Origin of the sequence: Bacillus sp. Xin1 (assembly GCF_013314535.1) — a bacterium.
Classification (GTDB): domain Bacteria; phylum Bacillota; class Bacilli; order Bacillales; family Bacillaceae_G; genus Bacillus_A.
This window is the reverse complement of sequence record NZ_JABUAE010000019.1, coordinates 44,738-65,915: the sequence shown is the minus strand read 5'-3', so window position 1 is coordinate 65,915 and position 21,178 is coordinate 44,738. Positions and strand designations below refer to the sequence as shown.

The following is a 21,178-nucleotide window of genomic DNA, read 5'->3' as shown; positions in this document are numbered from 1 at the left end:
TTATTTTGCCTAAAAAGGGGTGGTCAAAGTGGATAAATGTAAAGAGTGTGAAGAGAACAAATCCAAGATGCAGAACGTAGAGATACGCCTTGCTGTTGTGGAAAGCAAAGTAGCAAAAATTGAAGAAAACATTGAAAAAATCCTCAATAATACAAATTGGCTTGTGAAAAGTATTGTTGGTGGAATCATCGCAGCTATTCTCGCTTTCTTATTGAAAGGAGGTGGTATGTAATGATTAGTTTAGCTGTCATGATTGGAATTGTTGTTGGTCTTTCACAAATTGCAAAAACGATTGGATTACAAACAAAATACATTCCGTTATTAAATTTAACGCTTGGCATTGTGCTAGGCGTTTTATTTTTGGGCGGAGATATCAAAACAAATGTATTTCAAGGAATCATCATCGGACTGTCAGCAAGTGGATTATTTGACCACACAAAAATTTTAAAAAAGGATGCTGATGTGAAATGAAACAAACATTAAAGGGGATTTCATCGGTTTTATTAGCCATTGTTTTAGTATTATCGATTGTAACGAGTGCATTTGCTGACAGGGTTTTAATTATTCCAGATTTACCAAAACAACCATATCGCTATGGTGTGGGTGCTTATGAGGGTGTTGTAGCACATTCTACAGCAACTCTAGAAGCACCAGCTATTAATATTCAAAAATATGAAACTCGTACATGGCGTAATGCTTTCGTTCATTATGCAGTAGATTGGAATGAAACAATTCAAATTGCTAATACAAAGTATATTGCTTATGGTGCGGGTCCAGGTGCTAATAAGCGTTTTGTACATGTTGAACTTTGTGAAACAAGAGATTACGAGAAATTTAAACGCAGCTATGACAAATACGTGAAGTTACTTGCTAAAATTCTACGTGATCGTGGTATTAGTGTAGAAAAAGGATTGTGGACGCATAGCGATGTGACGCATCATCTTGGCGGTACTGACCACGAAGACCCATTAGATTACTTACGTAGTCATGGTGTATCAGAAGTGCAATTCCGCGCTGATGTAAAACGTGCATACAATAATTCTAATGTTGATGTTTCTGTTCCAGAACAACCATCTAAACCAGAAGAAGTACCAACAGCAGTAACGGATGGAGTGGCATACATTAATGGTTATAATGTCAACTTACGCAAAGGACCAGATACAAGCTATTCTGTAATTCGTCAACTTAACAAACCAGAATCATATGTTGTGTGGTCTGAAAAAGATGGATGGTTAAATCTTGGAGGAAATCAATGGATTCAATATAATGCTTCTTATGTGAAATTTGATAAGAAAAGCACAGTAGATTCTTCTATTGTAGGAAAACGTGTTGTATCCAAAGTGGACAACCTACGTTTCTATGATTCCCCATCTTGGCAGGATAAAAATGTTGCTGGTACTTTAGATACAGGCTTAGGCTTTACTATTGATGAAAAAGTCATGGTGAATGGTTCTCCGCAGTACAAGGTACACAACAGCAAAGGTAAAACATACTATGTTACTGCAAATAAAGCCTATGTATATGTGAAGTAGGAAATGAAAAAAGAGCATTCTGAATTGGGAGGAATGCCCTTTTTCTTGTGGTTTCTCTTGAACCTATTAAAAATTATATGTAGTCAATTCTCAATGTATTCATATAAAACCAAAAGTACCATCTTCCCCAGTTGAAGATGGTACTTTTCTATGGTGCTTGCTCTAGATGTCATTTGTATTATACGCAAAATGCAATTTAATAATTACTAAATATATTACTATAAATGAAGCTTATTGAAAATCTTACCAATGTTTTCGACAACAACAACAACAAATAATGAAACAATCACAATGACACTTATCTTCCTTACACTTCCAACAATCACAATGATGCTTGTCCTTAGATTTCCAACAATCATGTTCCCAGCACATTTTTTATACCTCCCTTCAATTAAGGGTCATATTATTCTATGTTGTAGTAAAAAAACTGCTTGTTTACTAACCTATTATTTTATTTCTACATGATAGAATGATTCCTACTAGATATAGAACTAATACAAATAATGCTCCTTACGATAATTTTAGAGGGAGAGTGAATGGAACTTTAGATTCAGGACTAGGATTTACAATCGATGAAAAAGTAAATGTCAATGAATCACCACAATACAAAGTACACAATTCGAAAGGAAACACGTACTACATTACGGCTAGCGATGCGTATGTGAGCGTAAAGTAATTTGTACGTTAACCCATGAAAAAGAAACCGGCTCTGCAAACTATAACGGAGTCGGTTTTATTTTTGTTTATTCCGTTTTAGATAGGACCGGTAGGAAGGGCAGGAAGTATAGGACCAGTAGGATGAATCACACCAGTAAACCCACGATTTCTAACTTGAGCTCTTGTTACATGAAAATAATCGCCTACATTTGCTACAATTCGATAACGTATAGGGTCTATTGGTAATATCGGGTTTGGTGGTAATATTGGATCTGGTGGAAGATCTACCCACGTAAACGTAGAATTAAAGGTATAAAGGTCCTCTTCCCCTGCAATTCGATAATTACCGGATACAAGCGTATCTGTAAGTAGTACATCATTACGGAATAACTGATACGTAATGTCATTGACACTAAAAAAAGCATCGTCTCCTGGAAATGCAAGAATTTCTGTAGCGATTGTTGCATCTAGTTTAACTTGCGGTCTTTGTCTCGCTACTCTTGCTACCGCTTGGGCAGGGACTCGTAACTCCATAATCGTGATATTGCTCGTATTTTCTGGAAGAGGTATAGGAGGCGGGTTTGGTGGCAATGGAGTAAAAAATAATTGGGAAGTTGTAGCGGTCGAAGGCGCTGAAGCCGGAAAAGGAACGGAAACGGAACCAGGAACAGAACAAGAAATCGCAGAATGGTTACAGTTTCTTCCGTTATTTAAGCTCACGGATAATCACACTCCTTTACTTATAAATTACACATAATACAATAAATGAAAAATGAACTCGTTTTTCTTGTATGTTTACCTATCGTACAAGGTAATCATTCTTGATTTGTAAGAGTGTTTGTCCTTATCACACACGAATAATTTGTTTTACAAAGCGAGAAAACTGGCTCTTATGAGTCGGCTTTTAATTTACTAACTAACGGTTCACCACAATATAGAGTATACAATAGTAAGAACAGTACATATTATATACTTGTAAATGAAACTTATATAGTATATGTAAAGTAAATTAATAAAAAAGAGAAAACTTGACCAAAGAGCGCTCTTTTTTGTTTTACAACTAGGACTTCAACATGTTATTTTAGGTATATATTGGTATATTTGGAGGGAGATTTGTGAGTACTAATCAAACAAAGCTGAATGAATTATATCAAAAAATGGACCCTATACAATGGCGTCAAGAGTTAGAAAAAGAGATTACTAATCAAAGCGATAGAGCTATTGCTATCATTGTCGCTTCAATACTAGAAATACAGTTAAAAGACATTTTAAAACAATTTATGATTAAGGAAAAAGATATTGATAAAGATTTATTTGAGGGAAATAGTGCACTCTCTAATTTTAGTTCGAAAATCAAAGCGTGCTATTATTTAGGATTAATCTCACAAGACGAATATAAAAACTTAGATAGAATTAGAAAAATAAGAAATATGTTCGCACATCAAATAATAAATATTTCTTTTGAAAATAATCAATCTATTAACGATACATGTCAAAACTTATACATATCTAAAAATAGATATATGCCTAAAAATATTCCTTTTTCAGGGAATGATGGTGAATTACCTAAGTTGAATTTGGATCCCTTTACGGTAGATAATTCACCGAAAAATAAGTTTGTCGAGGTATTTCATTATCTATCCACTAATTTCTTGCTAAGAGTTGCAGATTTACAAATGGAAGGGTATAGAGAAAAATATGAAATTAAGAAATCCATTGCGGATGAATTTAGAGAGAAAAAAGAAAAAATCTTGAGATTGAAAGAGCAGATAGAAGAACAAGAAGCTGGTCCATATATACAGGAGTTCATGAGGGTTATAGATATGTATGATTATATAGCTGATGTATTGGAGAACTCTTATGATAAATAAAAAAATCCGATTCCCATGTGGAGTCGGATTTTTAATAGTATTAGTTAGCCAATTTAGTATTTCCAGGTATGTATTTAAATTCTTTTTCTCTTCTCTCTTTAAATTCATCATCCCAAATAAATTTTACTGTAACGAATTGACTACTAATAAGGTTAGACCTAAGTTCAAATGTAACTGATAACCCTGTACTAGTTTCAGTTGGAACAAAATTATTATCCGAATCAATTAATTTTAGTCCGTCAAAGGAATAACTAGTTGGATATGAATCTCCTGGTACTATATCATTCTTTTGTATTTTTTCTAATTCTTTATCATTGATAGTGATTCGAAAGTTTTTTGCATCGGAGTTTCCTATATTACTTATTTTTATTAATTTAATACCGTCTAAACTACTATTTCCTCCTACCTCTTGCCAAACTATATTAGCTTTGTTTTTATCATCTTGCTCATGTTTAAATTTCTTCTTGTTAATGTTAGTATTCTGCCAATTAAAAAATAATGCTAAACAAGATAAAATCAAACTAATAACACTAATAACACCAGTCCAGTTATTTATTAAAAAATCCTTCAAAAGAAACATCCTTTCTCCAAAAAAAATAACACTATTATAATGTAACAGCTAAAAAATGACTTTTGTAAGTCGGTTTTTTATTTACTTCAAATCAGATATTTTTCTAACTTGTTTTTCCTTGGCTTTAAAATCCTTCTTGTATTGTTTAAATTCTTGTTTATTAACATAAAATTTTTCACCAGTTGCTATGTTTTTTACTAAGCATGTTTTAGCGGAAAATTCCTTTGTAAAATAATAAATCACTAATGCTACTAAAGAAAAAGTGAAAGTAGGAATGAATAAAATAACTGCAATAACTGCCAACCATGTATCTAAAGTTGTGTTAAATCTTTTTAAAACTAATCTTTTTCCTGCTGCAGCTTCGGCTTGCGCCAATTGCTCCATACGTTGTAATGATGCGACTGTATCATAACTCATGAAAAGACCTCCTTGAAATAATACCTAAATCATATCAATTTCATGAAACAACTGTAAATATTACATTCCCATAAATTCACGGTCAAAGAAGTACTTGTCCATTAAGTTGTTTACGATACCGTTAAAATAAGCGAATTTACCATTCTTCATTTTTACTCCAGACTTCACTTTCATAACAAACTCTTTAATAGCTTTTAAGCCAATAGTAAGCTCCTGGTCTTTATCAAATGCTTTGTCTCCTGTTGTGTAATTAACAACTCTATTACACTGTCTTACAACCTTCCACAGTTCTTGAATTGTTTTTGATTCAGTATAAAAAGAGTGAACTAAAGAAACAAAACGTTCTGGTACCCAGTGAGCAACAAAATCAGCTTGTTTAATATTCTCTTCAGGTGTATTGCTATTCTCCTTACTATTACGTTTGTTTATATCTTTTATATTTTGTTTTAAGGAAACAGGTGTTGTTTTAATGGTCGGACACTTTATAGGACTTTTAGCTCGTTCCTTGTCGGACACTTCTTCCACAATAGGTTGAATAACAATAGCATTAGCAGTTTGCAACATATCTTTTTTACGCTTCATAGATATCTGGTTGATCATGCCAAGTTCAACGAGTTTTTTCACTAAACGTTGTACAGTTTTATATGATACTTCCATCATGTCAGCGATTGAATTTTTGCATAGGAAACTAACACCTACATATTTGCAGCTGTGGCGTTTTAAAATTTCAAGTAGTGCAATGAGTTTAGATTGTACATCGGTACGCTTAATAGACATACGGATGATGTCTCTGTATGCACGTACAGTTTTATTTAATTCTTCTACTTCTGTGAATGATGATAAGTTGTGGAAGGATTCTTCACTTGCAATAACATCAATACGTTCTTTCATTAGACACGGGCTCCTTTGTGTTAACAAAAAAAGCAACAGAATGCCAATTGTAAGCAAACTGTTGCTAGGAGCCCTTACGTACTGTAAAATAGTTCGTAAGAGTACAGCAAGTGTTTGCCTAGTGTGAGTAGGCGGACGGTATAAGAGTGTTGGTAGCACTACTTATACACGCTGTGCTCTTTTGTTTTATCTATTATTTGTTGTGGTAACGTTTTGGTAACAAATGAGTAAAATTTAGAAGTTATTTGTGATTTTCTAAACTACATAAAACGTTGATATATAAGTGTTTTTATTAACCTTTAATACTGTTGTTTTCAGTATTACTGGAATGGCAATGACGATTGCAATGGCAGTTGGACCAATGATTGGTTTGTGGATGATACAAAGTTATTCCTTCCAGGGCCTATTCTTATTAGCTACATTATTGTCGTTCGTTGCATTATTTCTCGCATTTGTGACAAAAATACCGTTTACACCACAATTAGAAAAAGGGAAAATACAGTTGTTTGAAAAATCTATTTTACCTATTGCGATTGTTATTTTCTTTTTAGCATTTGCCTATGGAGGAATTACAACCTTTTTACCATTGTTTGCAACATCTATTGATGTGAACCCAGGTACATTCTTTCTTGTTTATGCAATTGCACTAACAATCGTCAGACCGATTTCAGGGAAATTATCAGATAAATATGGAGAAGTATTAATAATTGTTCCGGCTTTATTTATAACAGTGTTAGCTATATTTGTTTTAACAGCTTCAAATGGACTAATGGGAGTAGTAGCAGCAGCTATTTTATATGGAGTAGGATTTGGTTCAGCACAATCAACTTTGCAAGCTGCGATGCTCAAAATTATTGATCCAAGTAAAAAAGGAATTGCAAATGCTTCTTTCTTTACAGCATTCGATTTAGGAATTGGACTTGGTGCTATTTTACTAGGGTTTGTTTCACAATTTTTCGGTTATCGTATTTTATTTACAGGTAGTGCGATATCAGGAGTGGTAGCACTCTTGATTTTTATGTTTTTTGTAAAACAGCGATTAACCAAAAAGGAACTTGCATAAGGAGGCAATAAGATGAACATTCAAATTGAACCTAAAGGCATGCAATGGTTTAAAGAAGAAATGAATTTACAGAGCGGTGATATTGTACGTTTTGTTGTGTGATATGGTGGAAATAGTACCATTCAATCTGGTTATTCTTTAGGATTAACATCTGAGGAACCAGAAGATATAGCTGCATCTACTGAACAGGATGGAATCCAATTTTTCATCGATGCAGATGACATTTGGTATTTCCGAGACTATGATTTAGTAGTAAGTTATCATGTGGAAATGGATGAAATTGAATTTAATTATGTAAAATAATAACTTTATTAAAAATAAAAATATTTTATATGAAAATTATATTGTATTAATATCAGTATATAAAATATGTGTAAGCGAGTTGGATGTAGATACAACTCGCTTTTTTTCTGTGTTTAAAAAGATAATAAATATATGGAAGTGAATAGTTTGTGTTACTAGCTTTATATAGAAATATATTAAAAATTAATATATTTAGGTTTAAAAGAAAATAAAGTATCATGGGATTTACTGGAAAAAAACTTATACGTTATTCTTCAAAAACAGTTTTGTTACAGTAGGAAAAGTATAGGAAACTTATCATTATAAAATAAATTGAAATCTTCTAAAAACTCTGATACATTGAAATAGAAATGTAGTTTCACGATATTGTAAAGGCTTACAGTTATGTGCACGAAGATCTATTAGGATTGGAGGAAATGATAATGAAAGCTGAAGAAAAATTTTCCCCGGGATTAGATGGTGTAGTCGCAGCGGAGACGAAAATCTCGTTTCTTGACACAGTAAAAGGTGAAATTGTTATTCAAGGATATGACTTAATTGAACTATCAAAGACAAAAGAGTATTTAGATATTGTGCACCTTTTACTAGAAGAACATCTGCCAAATGAGGATGAAAAACAGGCGCTTGAAAAGAAATTGAAGGAAGAGTATGAAGTACCAGAAGGTGTGTTTAATGTTTTAAAAGCATTGCCAAAAGAGACACATCCGATGGACGGATTACGTACAGGTGTATCGGCATTAGCTGGTTACGATAACGATATTGAAAATCGTTCGTTAGAAGTGAATAAAGATCGCGGTTATAAGTTATTAAGCAAAGTGCCGAATATTGTGGCAAATAGTTACCATATTTTAAACAATGAAGAGCCTGTGCAACCTCTAAAAGAATTATCGTATAGTGCGAACTTCTTTTATATGTTAACTGGCAAAAAACCAACGGAGCTGGAAGAGAAAATCTTCGATCGTTCCTTAGTTTTATATAGCGAACATGAAATGCCAAATTCTACCTTTACAGCACGCGTGATTGCATCTACTCAATCAGATTTATATGGTGCTTTAACTGGTGCGGTTGCATCTTTAAAAGGAAGCTTACATGGCGGTGCAAATGAAGCGGTTATGTACATGCTGTTAGAGGCAGGTAATGTTGAGAAATTTGAAGAGTTACTGCAAAAGAAATTATATAACAAAGAAAAAATCATGGGATTTGGACATCGCGTTTATATGAAGAAGATGGATCCAAGGGCACTTATGATGAAAGAAGCTTTAAAACAGTTATGTGATGTAAAAGGTGATTATTCATTATATGAAATGTGTGAAGCTGGAGAAAAGATTATGGAGAAGGAAAAAGGCATTTATCCGAACTTAGATTATTATGCAGCTCCAGTGTATTGGATGTTAGGTATTCCAATTCAACTATATACACCAATCTTTTTCAGTTCAAGAACGGTGGGCTTATGTGCGCATGTGATTGAGCAACATGCAAATAATCGATTGTTCCGTCCACGTGTAAATTATATCGGCGAGCGACATGTGCTTAGCAAATAAAAACAACTGGGGAGTTGTTAGAGCCGCCCGCCAGGTGGGTGTTTGATCGACACCCATCCTTAATAATAACGAATTTTCGACAGAAAGGGAAGAATAGCATGATTAAAACAAATGAAATTAAACAAAAAGATGCAATTTTAGAAGAGATTACGGATTATGTACTAAACAAAGAGGTGACAAGCTCAGAAGCGTTCAGTACAGCTCGCTATGTGTTACTTGATACGCTTGGATGTGGAATTTTAGCACTTCAATACCCGGAGTGTACGAAATTATTAGGGCCAGTTGTACCAGGGACTATCGTGCCAAATGGTACACGTGTACCGGGAACGTCATTTGTACTTGATCCAGTAAAAGGTGCTTTTAATATTGGGTGTATGATTCGTTGGCTAGATTATAACGATACATGGCTAGCTGCAGAATGGGGACATCCATCAGATAACTTAGGTGGAATTTTAGCTGTTGCAGATTACATTAGCCGCGTTCGTATTTCAGAAGGGAAAGAGCCATTAAAAGTACGAGATGTACTTGAAATGATGATTAAAGCACATGAAATTCAAGGTGTACTTGCATTAGAAAATAGTTTAAACCGCGTTGGTCTTGATCATGTATTATATGTAAAAGTAGCAACAACAGCAGTTGTTACAAAAATGCTAGGTGGTACACGTGAAGAGATTTTTAACGCATTGTCTCATGCTTGGATTGATAATTCGAGTCTTCGTACATATCGTCATGCTCCAAATACTGGTTCACGTAAATCATGGGCAGCAGGTGATGCGACGAGCCGTGGTGTTCATCTTGCAATGACTGCTCTAAAAGGTGAAATGGGTTACCCAACAGCATTATCTGCACCAGGCTGGGGATTCCAAGATGTACTGTTTAATAAACAAGAATTAAAATTAGCAAGACCTTTAGATTCTTATGTAATGGAAAATGTATTATTTAAAGTATCATATCCAGCAGAATTCCATGCACAAACAGCTGCGGAATGTGCAGTCAAATTACATCCAGAAGTGATAGAACGACTAGATGAAATTGATCGTATTACAATTACGACACATGAATCAGCAGTTCGTATTATCGATAAAGAAGGTCCATTAAATAATCCAGCTGACCGCGATCATTGCTTGCAATATATTACGGCAATTGGTTTATTAAAAGGTGATATTGTCGCGGATGATTATGAGGATGAAGTAGCAGCTGACATGCGTGTAGATGAATTACGTAATAAGATGGTTGTTGTTGAAAACAAACAGTACAGTTTAGATTACCTTGATCCGAACAAGCGCTCAATCGCCAACGCTGTTCAAGTTCATTTTAAAGATGGTACTGTAACAGAAAATGTGGAATGTGAATACCCACTTGGCCACCGTTTCCGTAGAGACGAAGCGATTCCAAAAGTTGTTCAAAAATTCACTGCAAATATGGCAGGTCATTATTCTAGTAAACAACAAGAAAAAATTCATGAAGCTTGTCTAAATGAAGAAAAACTAGAAAATATGAATGTAAATGAATTTGTAGACCTTTTCTTAATTTAAAATAGGGGGAATAGAAATGGCTTGGGTTGTGAATAAACAGTCAACACAAGAAGAGCTTGCTAATCGATTCCGAGCTTTAGTAGAAGCACCTGAAATTTTACAAATCCCTGGTGCACATGATGCAATGGCTGCTCTTGTTGCAAAAAACACTGGATTTTCAGCTCTTTATTTATCAGGAGCTGCTTATACAGCAAGTAAAGGGTTGCCGGATTTAGGAATTGTAACGTCTACTGAAGTAGCTGAACGAGCAAGAGATCTTGTTAGAGCAACGGATTTACCTCTTCTTGTTGATATTGATACAGGATTTGGCGGAGTATTAAATGTAGCAAGAACAGCTGTAGAAATGGTAGAAGCAAATGTAGCTGCTGTTCAAATTGAAGATCAACAATTACCGAAAAAATGTGGACACTTAAATGGAAAAAAACTAGTTTCCACTGAAGAATTAGTACAGAAGATTAAAGCGATTAAAGAAGTAGCACCAACACTTGTTGTTGTAGCACGTACAGATGCTCGCGGTGTTGAAGGATTGGATGCAGCAATCGAAAGAGCAATTGCTTACGTAGAAGCAGGTGCAGATGCTATATTCCCGGAAGCGCTTCAATCTGAAGAGGAATTCCGTTTATTTAACAGTAAAGTAAATGTTCCACTACTTGCGAACATGACTGAGTTTGGAAAGACACCATATTATAGTGCAGAAGAATTTGCAAATATGGGCTTCCAAATGGTAATTTATCCGGTTACATCACTTCGCGTTGCAGCAAAAGCATATGAGCGTGTATTCACACTTATTAAAGAAACAGGCTCACAAAAAGAAGGACTATCTAATATGCAAACGAGAAGTGAATTATATGAAACAATTTCGTATCATGATTTTGAAGAATTAGATAACGGAATTGCAAAAACAGTTTTATCTGAAGATCAATAAAACAAAGGGAAAAGGCGATGATGATACATCTTTGGCAAAAACAACTGCTTGATGTGAAGAGTCATCGCCTTTTCATATTTCCTAATTGCTTGCAAAAGAGGTGGAAACATATGAACTCTATAGAAGATTACTCTGTAGGAAGATGGCTGAATAAAGAGTTTCAGTTTGTGAAAATGAGTAATACGGTTGCAGAGGCAATCAATCTACTAATCGCAACAAAAACTGATGAACTGCCTGTACTAGAGGAAGAAAGAATAATAGGTATTGTGAAATTACTAGATTGTGTGCAGTGGGTGAAAGAAAATAGTGATGAAAGTACATTAGTTCATATGATTATAGATAAATCTTTTCACAAGGGAACAAGAGTGAATGCAATGGAAGTGGTTCAACATGTACCGTTTTATGTGATAAATGAAAAAAGCGGAGTGCTAGAAGGGGTTATTGGTCAAAATGAGCTTTTCGCTTTTCAGAAACATATAAAAGAACAATTGGAAGAAGCAGGGCGTGTGATTGAATGGCTACGACTCTCTTTTGATACTGCATATGAGGGCATTGCAATTGTGGATGAAAACGGCGTTATTCAAATGTTTAATGACACGTATAGTCGCTTTGTCGGTGTGACGAAAGAAGAGGCAATTGGACAGCGTGCTGAAAATATAATTGAGAATACGCGCCTGCCAGTTGTATTAAAAACGGGAGTACCAGAAAGAAATCAAGTGCATCGTCTGCAAGGGCAGAATTTAGTTGTACACCGCATGCCAATTTGGAAGCAGGGAAGAGTAATTGGTGCAGTAGGGATGCTGATTCATGAAGGGATTTCAGATATTTACAAAATACTAGAGCGATTTGATCAAAAGGATAGGAAAATCCAACCAACGTTTTCTAAACCGAAAAAGAAGCAGATTCGATTTGAAGATATTCTTGGAGAAAGCCAAACAATTTCTGAAACGAAAAAAATGGCCCGAAAAGCAGCTGGATCGAAAGCATCGGTGTTAATTACTGGGGAAAGTGGTGTTGGTAAGGAGCAATTCGCAAGAGCTATACATGATGCAGGTATAACGCAAAATGGTCCATTTATTAGCGTGAACTGTGCTGCCATTCCTGATAATTTACTAGAATCTGAATTGTTTGGTTATGCAGAAGGGGCTTTTACGGGTGCGAAAAAGAACGGGAAGGCAGGAAAGTTTGAGCTTGCAAATCATGGAACGTTATTTTTAGACGAGATTGGCGATATGTCTCTATTAACGCAAGTGAAAATTTTACGCGTTTTGCAAGAAAGGGAAATAGAAAGGATAGGTGGTACACATCCAATACCTGTTGATTTCAGGTTAATCGCAGCGACAAATAAAGATTTAAAACAAATGGTTAGAGAAGGAACCTTTAGAGAGGATTTATATCATCGTCTTCATGTTATTCCGATTCATATTCCGCCGCTTCGCTTTCGAAAACAAGATATACCACTCATTGTCGAAGAACATTTACAAAAGTTATGTCAAATGTATGGTGCTGAAGAAAAGACACTTGATAAAGAAGTATTGCGTCGTATGTTCCATTATAACTGGCCAGGTAATGTCAGGGAATTAATCAATGTGTTAGAAAGGCTATTCGCACTATCAGATGATGCACATATACGAGCGAAGGATTTACCAGAAGAATTTTATTATCGGGATATGGAGCAAAAGAAACTAGTACCTATGATTCAGTCCTTACCTGCAAAACAAGAAGCGATGAAAGTTGTGCGTGAAGAGGAAGAGAGAGGATTAATTGAACGCGTTTTAAAAGAAGCCAAAGGAAATAAGTCAAAAGCAGCAGCGTTGTTAGGGATTTCTAGGGCGACCCTGTATAACAAATTGTCCCGATTCAAAATCTAGACAATTTGTTATATCAAGTGTAAAACTGTCTAGACAGTTTTACGTTTTCTTGTCATTTCGCCCTTGTTCTATCAAGTTTTTAGTTTGGCATAGATTTTGCATATAAATAAAATGAAGATCGAAATGATAGGGGGATACAGATGGAGAAAACAAAGTTGCAATGGGACGAATTTTTTTCGCTGAATCAGGAGCTTCATACAACCTTTTTTACACCTGAGGATTTTTCAGGGGATGAAGATTTAATCGCAAAAACAACAGAACAATTTGTGAAACAAGAAATTGTTCCGCAAATTGAACATATTGAGCAGCACAATTATCAAGTTTCTCGCCAGTTGTTTGAAAAGGCTGGAGAACTTGGATTACTAAGTATAGAAGTTCCAGAAGAATATGGAGGGTTTGAATTAGGAAAAGCAGTTTCTGGCTTGGTGGCAGAAAAGATGGGATATGCAGGCGCGTTTAGTGTTTCCTTTAACATTCATGCCGGAGTAGGAACACTGCCATATATATACTACGGAACCAAAGAGCAAAAGGAAAAGTATTTACCTAAAATTGCATCAGGCGAATGGATTGGAGCTTATGCATTAACAGAGCCAAATGCTGGATCTGATGCGTTAAGTGCAAAAACAAGTGCGGTCTTAAGTGAAGATGGCACAACATGGACATTAAACGGTGAAAAGCAGTGGATTACGAATGCTCATATGGCTGATGTATATGTTGTTTTTGCGAAAACAAATAAAGGAATGACAGCATTTATTGTCGAAAGAACATGTGAAGGCGTTTCTATTGGCCTAGAAGAAAAGAAGATGGGTATTAAAGGTTCTTCTACTGCAACGTTGATATTAGAGGATGTTGTAATTCCAGCTGAAAATGTATTAGGGAAAGTTGGAAAAGGGCATCATGTGGCTCTTAATATTCTCAATTTTGCGAGATTGAAACTTGCTTTCGGAAATATTGGGACAGCAAAGCAAGCAATTGGTCTATCTGTTCAATACGGAAAAGAACGAAGACAGTTTCAAACAGAATTAGTTGATTTCACGATGATCCAAGAGAAAATTGCAAATATGATTATTGATACATATGGTGCAGAGAGCGCAGCTTATCGAACAGCAGGCGTAATTGATGACGCGATTCATGAGAGTGATGAAAGTATTATGCAGAAAATGTCACAATTTGCAATAGAGTGTGCGATTAATAAAGTGAACGCTTCAGAAACACTTGGAAATATTGTGGATGAGGCGGTACAAATTCACGGTGGTTATGGTTATATGCAAGAATATGAAGTAGAACGATTATATCGTGATGCTAGAATTAGCCGTATATTTGAAGGGACAAATGAAATTAATCGCTTAACAGTTGCGAAAATGTTAATGAAACAAACGAAGCTACTAGGGGACCAAGTAGATGAAGGCACATTTGAAAATGTGGAACGAAATCATCGCTATATTTTATTATCGAAACAATTATTGAAGCAATCTTTGAAAACGCTATCTCAAACTCCTGAACTAAAAATTGAACAAGAACAAGAATATTCACGCGTGCTAGCAGACATGTTGAAAGATGTGTATGTAATGGAATCAGCATTTTTACGTACAAAGAAAGCGGTAAGTAAAAATGGTGAAGAAAAAGAACGTACAAAACAGTCTATAACAGATGTTCTTTGTGAAGAAGGATATCGAAAAGTGGAATCAGCGGCAATTGTTCTTCTTTCTGCAGCAGTACAAGAGGAGCAAAATAGAAATGCTATTCTAGATGAAATTCGTCAACTGTCAGTACCTCTATATACGAACGTATTTACGAAGAAGAGAGAAATCGCAAAAGCGATTATAAATCGCGGGAAATATATTGTTTAAATAGGAGGAGAACAGTATGAAAAAGATTGGTTTTATTGGTTTAGGTAATATGGGTCTTCCAATGTCTAAAAATTTAGTTAAATCAAATTACACAGTATATGGATTCGATTTAAATAAAGATGCGGAAGCTTCTTTTGAGAAAGAAGGAGGAATCATTGGCTTATCAATTGCAAATTTGGCAGAAACATGTGATTTGATTTTTACAAGTTTACCATCACCTCGAGCTGTTGAAGCTGTTTACTTTGGTGAAGAAGGTTTAATTGAGAATAGCCATTCGAATGTTGTTCTAATTGATACAAGTACAGTAGCACCAGAGCTAAATAAAAGATTGGCAGATGCTGCGAATGATAAAAAAGTAGACTTCTTAGCAGGGCCAGTTAGTGGTGGAGTGATTGGAGCGGAAAACCGCACATTAACTTTTATGGTTGGTGGATCAAAAGAAGTGTACGAAAAGGGCTTACCAGTGATGGAAGTATTAGGGGCAAATATTTTTCATGTGAGTGAGCAAATTGATAGTGGTACGACTGTAAAGCTTATAAATAACTTATTGATAGGCTTCTACACAGCAGGTGTTAGTGAAGCTCTGACTTTAGCGAAGAAAAACAATATGGATTTAGATAAAATGTTTGATATTTTAAATGTGAGTTATGGACAAAGTAGAATTTACGAGCGTAATTATAAAAGCTTTATTGCGCCGGAAAACTATGAACCAGGATTTACTGTAAATCTACTAAAGAAAGACTTAGGATTTGCAGTTGATCTAGCGAAAGAAAGCGAGCTTCACTTACCAGTAAGTGAAATGCTATTGAACTTGTATGATGAAGCTGGGAAAGCAGGATATGGTGAAAAAGACATGGCTGCTTTATATCAAAAGGTAAGTGAACAATTAATCTCTAATCAAAAATAATAATGATACTAGCAAATATAAAAAATAAAAAGGAGCGAATACAATGATTACAACAGAAATTAAACGCGTGAAAAATCATATTAATGGTGAATGGGTAGAATCTACTGGTACAGAAGTGGAAGCTGTTCCAAATCCTGCGACTGGTAAAATAATTGCTTATGTTCCGCTTTCCCCAAAAGAAGATGTGGATCGTGCAGTTGAAGCTGCAAAATTTGCTTATGAAACATGGTCTAAAGTACCAGTTCCAAATCGCTCAAGACAGCTATATAAATATTTACAACTTTTACAAGAAAACAAAGATGAACTTGCAAAAATCATTACATTAGAAAATGGTAAAACGCTAAAAGATGCGACTGGCGAAGTACAGCGAGGGATTGAAGCTGTAGAACTAGCAACATCAACACCAAATTTAATGATGGGGCAAGCACTTCCAAATATTGCGGGCGGGATTGATGGTTCGATTTGGCGTTACCCAATTGGAGTTGTTGCTGGTATTACACCGTTTAACTTCCCAATGATGATTCCTTTATGGATGTTCCCACTTGCAATTGCTTGCGGTAATACATTCGTATTAAAAACATCTGAAAGAACACCACTTTTAGCTGAAAGATTAGTAGAATTATTCTATGAAGCAGGTTTTCCAAAAGGCGTCTTAAACTTAGTGCAAGGTGGTAAAGATGTTGTAAATAGTATTCTAGAAAATAAAGACATTCAAGCTGTTTCATTTGTTGGATCTGAACCAGTTGCACGTTACGTGTACGAAACAGGAACAAAATATGGAAAACGAGTACAAGCACTTGCAGGAGCAAAAAACCATGCGATTGTTATGCCAGATTGTAACCTTGAAAAGACGGTACAAGGTGTAATTGGTTCTGCGTTTGCGAGTAGTGGAGAGCGCTGCATGGCATGCTCTGTTGTAGCAGTTGTGGATGAAATTGCTGATGAATTTATTGATGTTCTAGTAGCGGAAACACGTAAATTAAAAGTAGGTGATGGTTTCCACGAAGATAATTATGTAGGACCATTAATTCGTGAATCTCACAAAGAGCGTGTACTAGGTTATATTAATGGTGGTGTAGCAGATGGAGCTACTTTATTAGTAGATGGCCGTAAAATAGATGAGGAAGTTGGCGATGGGTATTTTGTTGGAGCAACTATTTTTGATGGTGTAAATCAAGATATGAAAATTTGGCAAGAAGAAATTTTTGCTCCAGTATTAAGCATTGTGAGAGTAAAAGATTTAGAAGAGGGAATTAAGCTGACGAACCAATCAAAATTCGCAAATGGTGCCGTTATTTATACATCAAGTGGTAAACATGCACAAACATTCCGTGATAATATCGATGCTGGAATGATTGGTGTAAACGTTAACGTTCCAGCTCCAATGGCATTCTTCGCATTTGCAGGAAATAAAGCGTCCTTCTACGGTGATCTTGGAACAAATGGGACAGATGGTGTTCAATTCTACACACGTAAAAAAGTGGTAACAGAGCGCTGGTTTTAATAGAGAGAACACGTATGTAACTTGTTACATGTACGAAAAATCCACCCCTCATTCATGAGTGGTGGATTTTTCTTGTTAACTGTTTTTTTCGAACGCTAATTTTATACCAAATCCAATTAATATAATACCAGTAAGCCCTTGAATATATCTTTGTGTAGCAGGCTTTTTCATAAAGACACTTATTTTATCAATTAAAAATATATAAAAAGCAAACCATATTACAGTTAAAACAAGATAGGTAAGCCCCATAATCAAAAACTGAATAAGTGTATTATGATTAGGATTTAAAAATTGCGGTAAAAAGGTCAAAAAGAAAACAGCAACTTTAGGATTTAAAAGGTTAGTAAGAAAACCTTGGCGAAAACAAGAAGTGTTTCCATCGGTGTGTTTCATAGGCAAGTCATTCATATTTATGTTGTTTTTGTTTTTTAAGGATAAAAGTGCTTTTATGCCTAAATAGACGAGATAAAGTGCACCAACATATTTAAAAATAGAAAATAAGAAAGCTGATTTAACAATAATAGCAGAAAGACCAATTACAGCAGCTAAAGTATGAATTAAGAGTGCGATACATGTACCGAAAACCGTTTTCACACCTCCGATTTTCCCAGCAGTAAGAGTGTTTTTCGTAGCCATTGCAGTGTCAGGTCCTGGTAAAATGATAAGACAAATCGACATGATAATAAAAAGAAGATAGTTCTCCATAATCACTCCGCCTTTCTTTATTTATATTTTGAAAATTTAATTAAAATAAGTTTAACACAATTTAAGTTGCATGTTAAACTAAATTTAAGTGTGTTAAAATATATTTAATTAAAGTCGTTAAAAGGGGTATAAAATGTGGAGAATATAAATATAGGGAAAAAGGTGGAAGAGCTACGAAAACAAAAAAACTTAAGTATGAGGGAGCTAGCAAAGTTAGCAGAAATAACACCCTCTATGCTAAGTCAAATTGAGAGGGGATTAGCCAACCCTTCTATTCAAACGTTGAAACTATTAGCGAGAGCATTAGAGGTTCCAACTTTTAGCTTTTTAATGGAAGATACGAATACGAATGACTTAGTTGTAAGAGCGAATGAACGTAAGAAAATGATTGTAGGAAATTTATCATATGAATTATTATCACCAGATTTAACGGGTTCTTTGGCTGTATCTTTAATGACCTTACCACCTAATGCTATTTCCTCAGAAAAACTTTTGGAACATAAAGGAGAAGAAATTGCACATGTTTTAGAAGGAGAGGTTGTTTTTCATTTACAACAAAATATATACACTTTACATTCAGGTGATAGCGTGAAAATTCCTTCGTACATGAAACATAAATGGGAAAATCCATTTGATCAGGATGCTATTATTTTATTCGCTGTAACACCTCCGTCATTTTAATCGTACGGTAATAAACCAGGCTAGATAGAGCAGAAAATAAACTGCTTTTATCTAGCCTGGTTGCTATTATGCATTAAGAAGGTTAAAGAAGCGATTTACCTCTTCATCTGAAACATCACTTAATTGTTTATATTTGTATTGTGGGTTTTGATCCTTATCGACTACGACAGAACGGACTCCTTCAAAGAAATCTTCGTGTCTCATGAAATTTTTAGCGAGTATGAGATCAGTTGCAAAGCATTCTTCTATCGATTTTTCTTTCCCATCAATCAGTTGCTTTAATGTTACTTTTAATGAGAATGGAGATTTTGAGAGTAACTTTTCTTTTGTTTTTAAAGCGAAAGAACTGTCAGTATTCTCTAATGAATGGATGATATCCTCGACTGTTTGGAATGAAAAGTGCTTATCAATTTCTTCTTGCACGGAAGTAAGTTCACCTTCTACACTAGGTGTTGTTTCATATTTATTTATGAGTTCTTTTAAAGTAATATGTACATTTTGATTGTGCCAATTTACTTTTTCGATTGCATCAAGAAAAGTAGGTAACGTTTCAGATGGCATGTAATGATCAGCAGCATTTATATATAACACATCAGTAGCTTGTAAGACAGATGCTGATAATGCGACATAACGGCCAGCTTGTCCAGGAGCTTTATTTAAGAAATAAGCAGCGCCGACATCTGGGAAAAACCCAATGTTCATTTCAGGCATTGCCCATTTTGTACGCTCTGTGACAATTCTATGTTTGGCGCCATTCGTAAGGCCGACGCCACCACCCATAACAATTCCATCTAAACAAGCGATAATTGGCTTTGGATAATGATATAAATAAGTATCTATTTCATATTCTTCTTCAAAAAACTGTTCTGCATGTTGTAATGCAACTTCACTTGAACGCGCTTCATATAATGTTTTAATATCACCGCCAGCACAAAAGCCTTTTGTACCAGCGCCTTTTAAGACGATCATGGCGATGCGATCATCCTTTTCCCATTCTTTTAGTTTTTGCCCAATTGGTTGTAACATATCATAAGATAAAGAGTTAAGTGCTTTTGGACGGTTTAAAGTAATCGATGCAACACCATTTTCACTAATGGAAAATAAAACATTTTCAGTCATTTTAAATCCTCCTCTTATATATTTTCTCGTTCTTATTTCTCGATACAATCTGAAATGTCCTTTATAATTTACTTAATAAGCAAGTAACGTGCCAGTTTTAATGCCTTTCATAAAGAAGAAATACTAGCAAAAAAGTGTCTAACTGTCTAAACAAATAAACAATTAGACATAATATTAGACTTTTTGTAGAAAATTGCATATTTTGACGAGTTCTATTTGCAGGATTTCCACGGATGAAAAGGAATATTACAACAATCATGATTGATTATAGGTTAAAAATGGAGGATATACTATATATGACTCTTATGCTTGGAAGGAAAGGGTTGAATATAGATAAGAATCATATTTTGTTATATTCGCTGAATTGTCAAACTTTTAACGAAGCTTGAGTTTGTATATAATAAGGAATAGAGAAAGGGGAGATCGGAATGCCAGGGCCTTTGCTATTATCGGTTATTATTTTGTCTTCTCTCATGGTAGGAATTACACAGTATTTTCATCATACAGATACGACAGAAGAAGTGAAAGATAAAGTACGTCTCGTGTTTCCGGTTTTTATCATATCTATTTCACTTTGTTTTATATTAAATAAAGATGGGTATATCGTGGCCTTATTTTCATTTATTATAGCGATTATTTTAATTACTGTATTGTACTATGTAATGAAAGATTATTTGCAAAAATAAAATTTGATTAAAGGTACCTCCACAAATTAGATTATTCCACATTATAAAAAAGAAACTGTTTTGAAAAAAGATGGATCAAAATGGTTTCTTTTCTTTTGGAAAGAACAAGCTCTGCATGCAAAATAATTGCGCAATGAAGCAATAGACATCATCATAGTATTTTCTAATTGTAAAATTTCACATACTGTATTATAAAATGAAAAATAAACAAATGTGTAAGTAAATTCTTTATCATCTATTCACTTGTCAATCATGAGTAGCCACTATACTATTAAAGTATAGTGAATAGTAAAAGGAGTTGTGTTTATATGAAATTTGAGATGCACACAAAGATTATTTCAAATGAAAAAGAAACGAGATTACATATAGAAGAAAATGTATTTCAATTAATGTTAGATGGTCATCATTTATTTGCTATGAATGAAATGTTACCTTTATATAAATCAGATCAAGAAAGAATTGGTAGTGTAATTGTTCAAAAGATAGAGTGGGAAAATGGAAAGACCACACTTAAGTATCAACTTGTTTCATTACAATCAGTAAATTAAA

At 34.7% G+C, this 21,178-nt stretch carries 22 protein-coding genes and 2 pseudogenes; 17 read left to right on the top strand and 7 right to left on the bottom strand.

Annotation, left to right across the window (positions count from 1 at the left end; genetic code table 11):
- Positions 1–28: 28 nt before the first annotated feature.
- From HRG09_RS16890 to HRG09_RS16880, 3 genes are read left to right on the top strand one after another with little or no spacing between them, the layout of a single operon-like run.
- Complete coding sequence (locus tag HRG09_RS16890) at positions 29–232, top strand: hemolysin XhlA family protein (protein ID WP_098165964.1); 204 nt, start codon at positions 29–31, stop codon at positions 230–232.
- Positions 232–471 carry a holin gene (locus tag HRG09_RS16885; RefSeq protein ID WP_174102064.1) on the top strand — a complete coding sequence of 80 codons (240 nt, stop codon included), beginning with the start codon at positions 232–234 and terminating at the stop codon, positions 469–471. The genes HRG09_RS16890 and HRG09_RS16885 overlap by 1 nt, the downstream gene beginning before the upstream one ends.
- Positions 468–1,532, top strand: a complete 1,065-nt coding sequence (locus HRG09_RS16880; RefSeq protein ID WP_174102063.1) for an N-acetylmuramoyl-L-alanine amidase — start codon at positions 468–470, stop codon at positions 1,530–1,532. The genes HRG09_RS16885 and HRG09_RS16880 overlap by 4 nt, the downstream gene beginning before the upstream one ends.
- Positions 1,533–1,750: 218 nt before the next feature.
- On the opposite strand, the gene HRG09_RS16875 is transcribed toward HRG09_RS16880, so the two are convergent.
- Positions 1,751–1,891 (bottom strand): hypothetical protein, encoded by a 141-nt coding sequence (locus HRG09_RS16875; protein WP_174102062.1) that lies wholly within the window; start codon positions 1,889–1,891, stop codon positions 1,751–1,753.
- 173 nt (positions 1,892–2,064) lie between these two features.
- Between HRG09_RS16875 and HRG09_RS16870 the strand changes: the two are divergent.
- Positions 2,065–2,208: pseudogene (locus HRG09_RS16870) on the top strand (N-acetylmuramoyl-L-alanine amidase); the annotation flags it as partial.
- Between the two features lie 77 nt (positions 2,209–2,285).
- Here HRG09_RS16870 and HRG09_RS16865 read toward each other — a convergent pair.
- Positions 2,286–2,909, bottom strand: a complete 624-nt coding sequence (locus tag HRG09_RS16865) for a hypothetical protein (protein WP_174102061.1) — start codon at positions 2,907–2,909, stop codon at positions 2,286–2,288.
- 395 nt (positions 2,910–3,304) lie between these two features.
- Here HRG09_RS16865 and HRG09_RS16860 point away from each other — a divergent pair, with 395 nt between their 5' ends.
- Positions 3,305–4,060 (top strand): hypothetical protein, encoded by a 756-nt coding sequence (locus tag HRG09_RS16860; RefSeq protein WP_217448075.1) that lies wholly within the window; start codon positions 3,305–3,307, stop codon positions 4,058–4,060.
- A 40-nt stretch (positions 4,061–4,100) separates the two neighbouring features.
- On the opposite strand, the gene HRG09_RS16855 is transcribed toward HRG09_RS16860, so the two are convergent.
- The 3 genes from HRG09_RS16855 to HRG09_RS16845 all read right to left on the bottom strand — a co-directional run bounded on the left by HRG09_RS16855 (position 4,101) and on the right by HRG09_RS16845 (position 5,939).
- Entirely contained in the window at positions 4,101–4,631 is a 531-nt protein-coding gene (locus HRG09_RS16855) for a hypothetical protein (RefSeq protein ID WP_174102060.1), read from the bottom strand.
- Positions 4,632–4,712: 81 nt separating this feature from the next.
- Entirely contained in the window at positions 4,713–5,048 is a 336-nt protein-coding gene (locus HRG09_RS16850) for a hypothetical protein (protein WP_174102059.1), read from the bottom strand.
- Between the two features lie 60 nt (positions 5,049–5,108).
- The gene (locus HRG09_RS16845; RefSeq protein WP_174102058.1) at positions 5,109–5,939 is read right to left on the bottom strand and encodes a helix-turn-helix domain-containing protein; all 831 of its coding nucleotides are present in this window, start codon (positions 5,937–5,939) and stop codon (positions 5,109–5,111) included.
- A gap of 283 nt (positions 5,940–6,222) precedes the next feature.
- Here HRG09_RS16845 and HRG09_RS16840 point away from each other — a divergent pair, with 283 nt between their 5' ends.
- The 9 genes and pseudogenes from HRG09_RS16840 (at position 6,223) to HRG09_RS16800 (ending at position 17,438) form a co-directional block, all read left to right on the top strand.
- A complete protein-coding gene (locus tag HRG09_RS16840; RefSeq protein ID WP_309232207.1) occupies positions 6,223–7,002 on the top strand; it encodes an MFS transporter in 780 nt (259 codons plus the stop codon).
- 12 nt (positions 7,003–7,014) lie between these two features.
- A pseudogene (locus HRG09_RS16835) lies at positions 7,015–7,305 on the top strand (HesB/YadR/YfhF family protein).
- Between the two features lie 422 nt (positions 7,306–7,727).
- Positions 7,728–8,846: a citrate synthase gene (mmgD, locus tag HRG09_RS16830; RefSeq protein ID WP_174102057.1), complete on the top strand. Its 1,119-nt coding sequence runs from the start codon at positions 7,728–7,730 to the stop codon at positions 8,844–8,846.
- A gap of 98 nt (positions 8,847–8,944) precedes the next feature.
- Positions 8,945–10,381: a 2-methylcitrate dehydratase gene (gene prpD, locus HRG09_RS16825; RefSeq protein ID WP_174102056.1), complete on the top strand. Its 1,437-nt coding sequence runs from the start codon at positions 8,945–8,947 to the stop codon at positions 10,379–10,381.
- 16 nt (positions 10,382–10,397) lie between these two features.
- Entirely contained in the window at positions 10,398–11,306 is a 909-nt protein-coding gene (prpB, locus tag HRG09_RS16820) for a methylisocitrate lyase (RefSeq protein WP_174102055.1), read from the top strand.
- A gap of 110 nt (positions 11,307–11,416) precedes the next feature.
- A complete protein-coding gene (locus HRG09_RS16815) occupies positions 11,417–13,177 on the top strand; it encodes a sigma 54-interacting transcriptional regulator (protein WP_174102054.1) in 1,761 nt (586 codons plus the stop codon).
- A gap of 140 nt (positions 13,178–13,317) precedes the next feature.
- Complete coding sequence (locus HRG09_RS16810) at positions 13,318–15,027, top strand: acyl-CoA dehydrogenase family protein (RefSeq protein WP_174102053.1); 1,710 nt, start codon at positions 13,318–13,320, stop codon at positions 15,025–15,027.
- A gap of 16 nt (positions 15,028–15,043) precedes the next feature.
- Entirely contained in the window at positions 15,044–15,934 is an 891-nt protein-coding gene (locus HRG09_RS16805; protein ID WP_174102052.1) for an NAD(P)-dependent oxidoreductase, read from the top strand.
- Between the two features lie 43 nt (positions 15,935–15,977).
- The gene (locus HRG09_RS16800; protein ID WP_174102051.1) at positions 15,978–17,438 is read left to right on the top strand and encodes a CoA-acylating methylmalonate-semialdehyde dehydrogenase; all 1,461 of its coding nucleotides are present in this window, start codon (positions 15,978–15,980) and stop codon (positions 17,436–17,438) included.
- 75 nt (positions 17,439–17,513) lie between these two features.
- On the opposite strand, the gene HRG09_RS16795 is transcribed toward HRG09_RS16800, so the two are convergent.
- Positions 17,514–18,143 carry a LysE family translocator gene (locus tag HRG09_RS16795; RefSeq protein ID WP_174102050.1) on the bottom strand — a complete coding sequence of 210 codons (630 nt, stop codon included), beginning with the start codon at positions 18,141–18,143 and terminating at the stop codon, positions 17,514–17,516.
- 135 nt (positions 18,144–18,278) lie between these two features.
- Here HRG09_RS16795 and HRG09_RS16790 point away from each other — a divergent pair, with 135 nt between their 5' ends.
- Complete coding sequence (locus HRG09_RS16790) at positions 18,279–18,824, top strand: helix-turn-helix domain-containing protein (protein ID WP_174102049.1); 546 nt, start codon at positions 18,279–18,281, stop codon at positions 18,822–18,824.
- Between the two features lie 66 nt (positions 18,825–18,890).
- On the opposite strand, the gene HRG09_RS16785 is transcribed toward HRG09_RS16790, so the two are convergent.
- On the bottom strand, positions 18,891–19,943 hold the full coding sequence (locus HRG09_RS16785) for an enoyl-CoA hydratase/isomerase family protein (protein ID WP_174102048.1): 1,053 nt from the start codon (positions 19,941–19,943) through the stop codon (positions 18,891–18,893).
- Between the two features lie 428 nt (positions 19,944–20,371).
- Between HRG09_RS16785 and HRG09_RS16780 the strand changes: the two genes are divergently transcribed.
- Complete coding sequence (locus tag HRG09_RS16780; RefSeq protein WP_174102047.1) at positions 20,372–20,629, top strand: hypothetical protein; 258 nt, start codon at positions 20,372–20,374, stop codon at positions 20,627–20,629.
- 308 nt (positions 20,630–20,937) lie between these two features.
- Positions 20,938–21,177, top strand: a complete 240-nt coding sequence (locus HRG09_RS16775; protein WP_174102046.1) for a DUF2584 family protein — start codon at positions 20,938–20,940, stop codon at positions 21,175–21,177.
- Position 21,178: the final 1 nt, after the last annotated feature.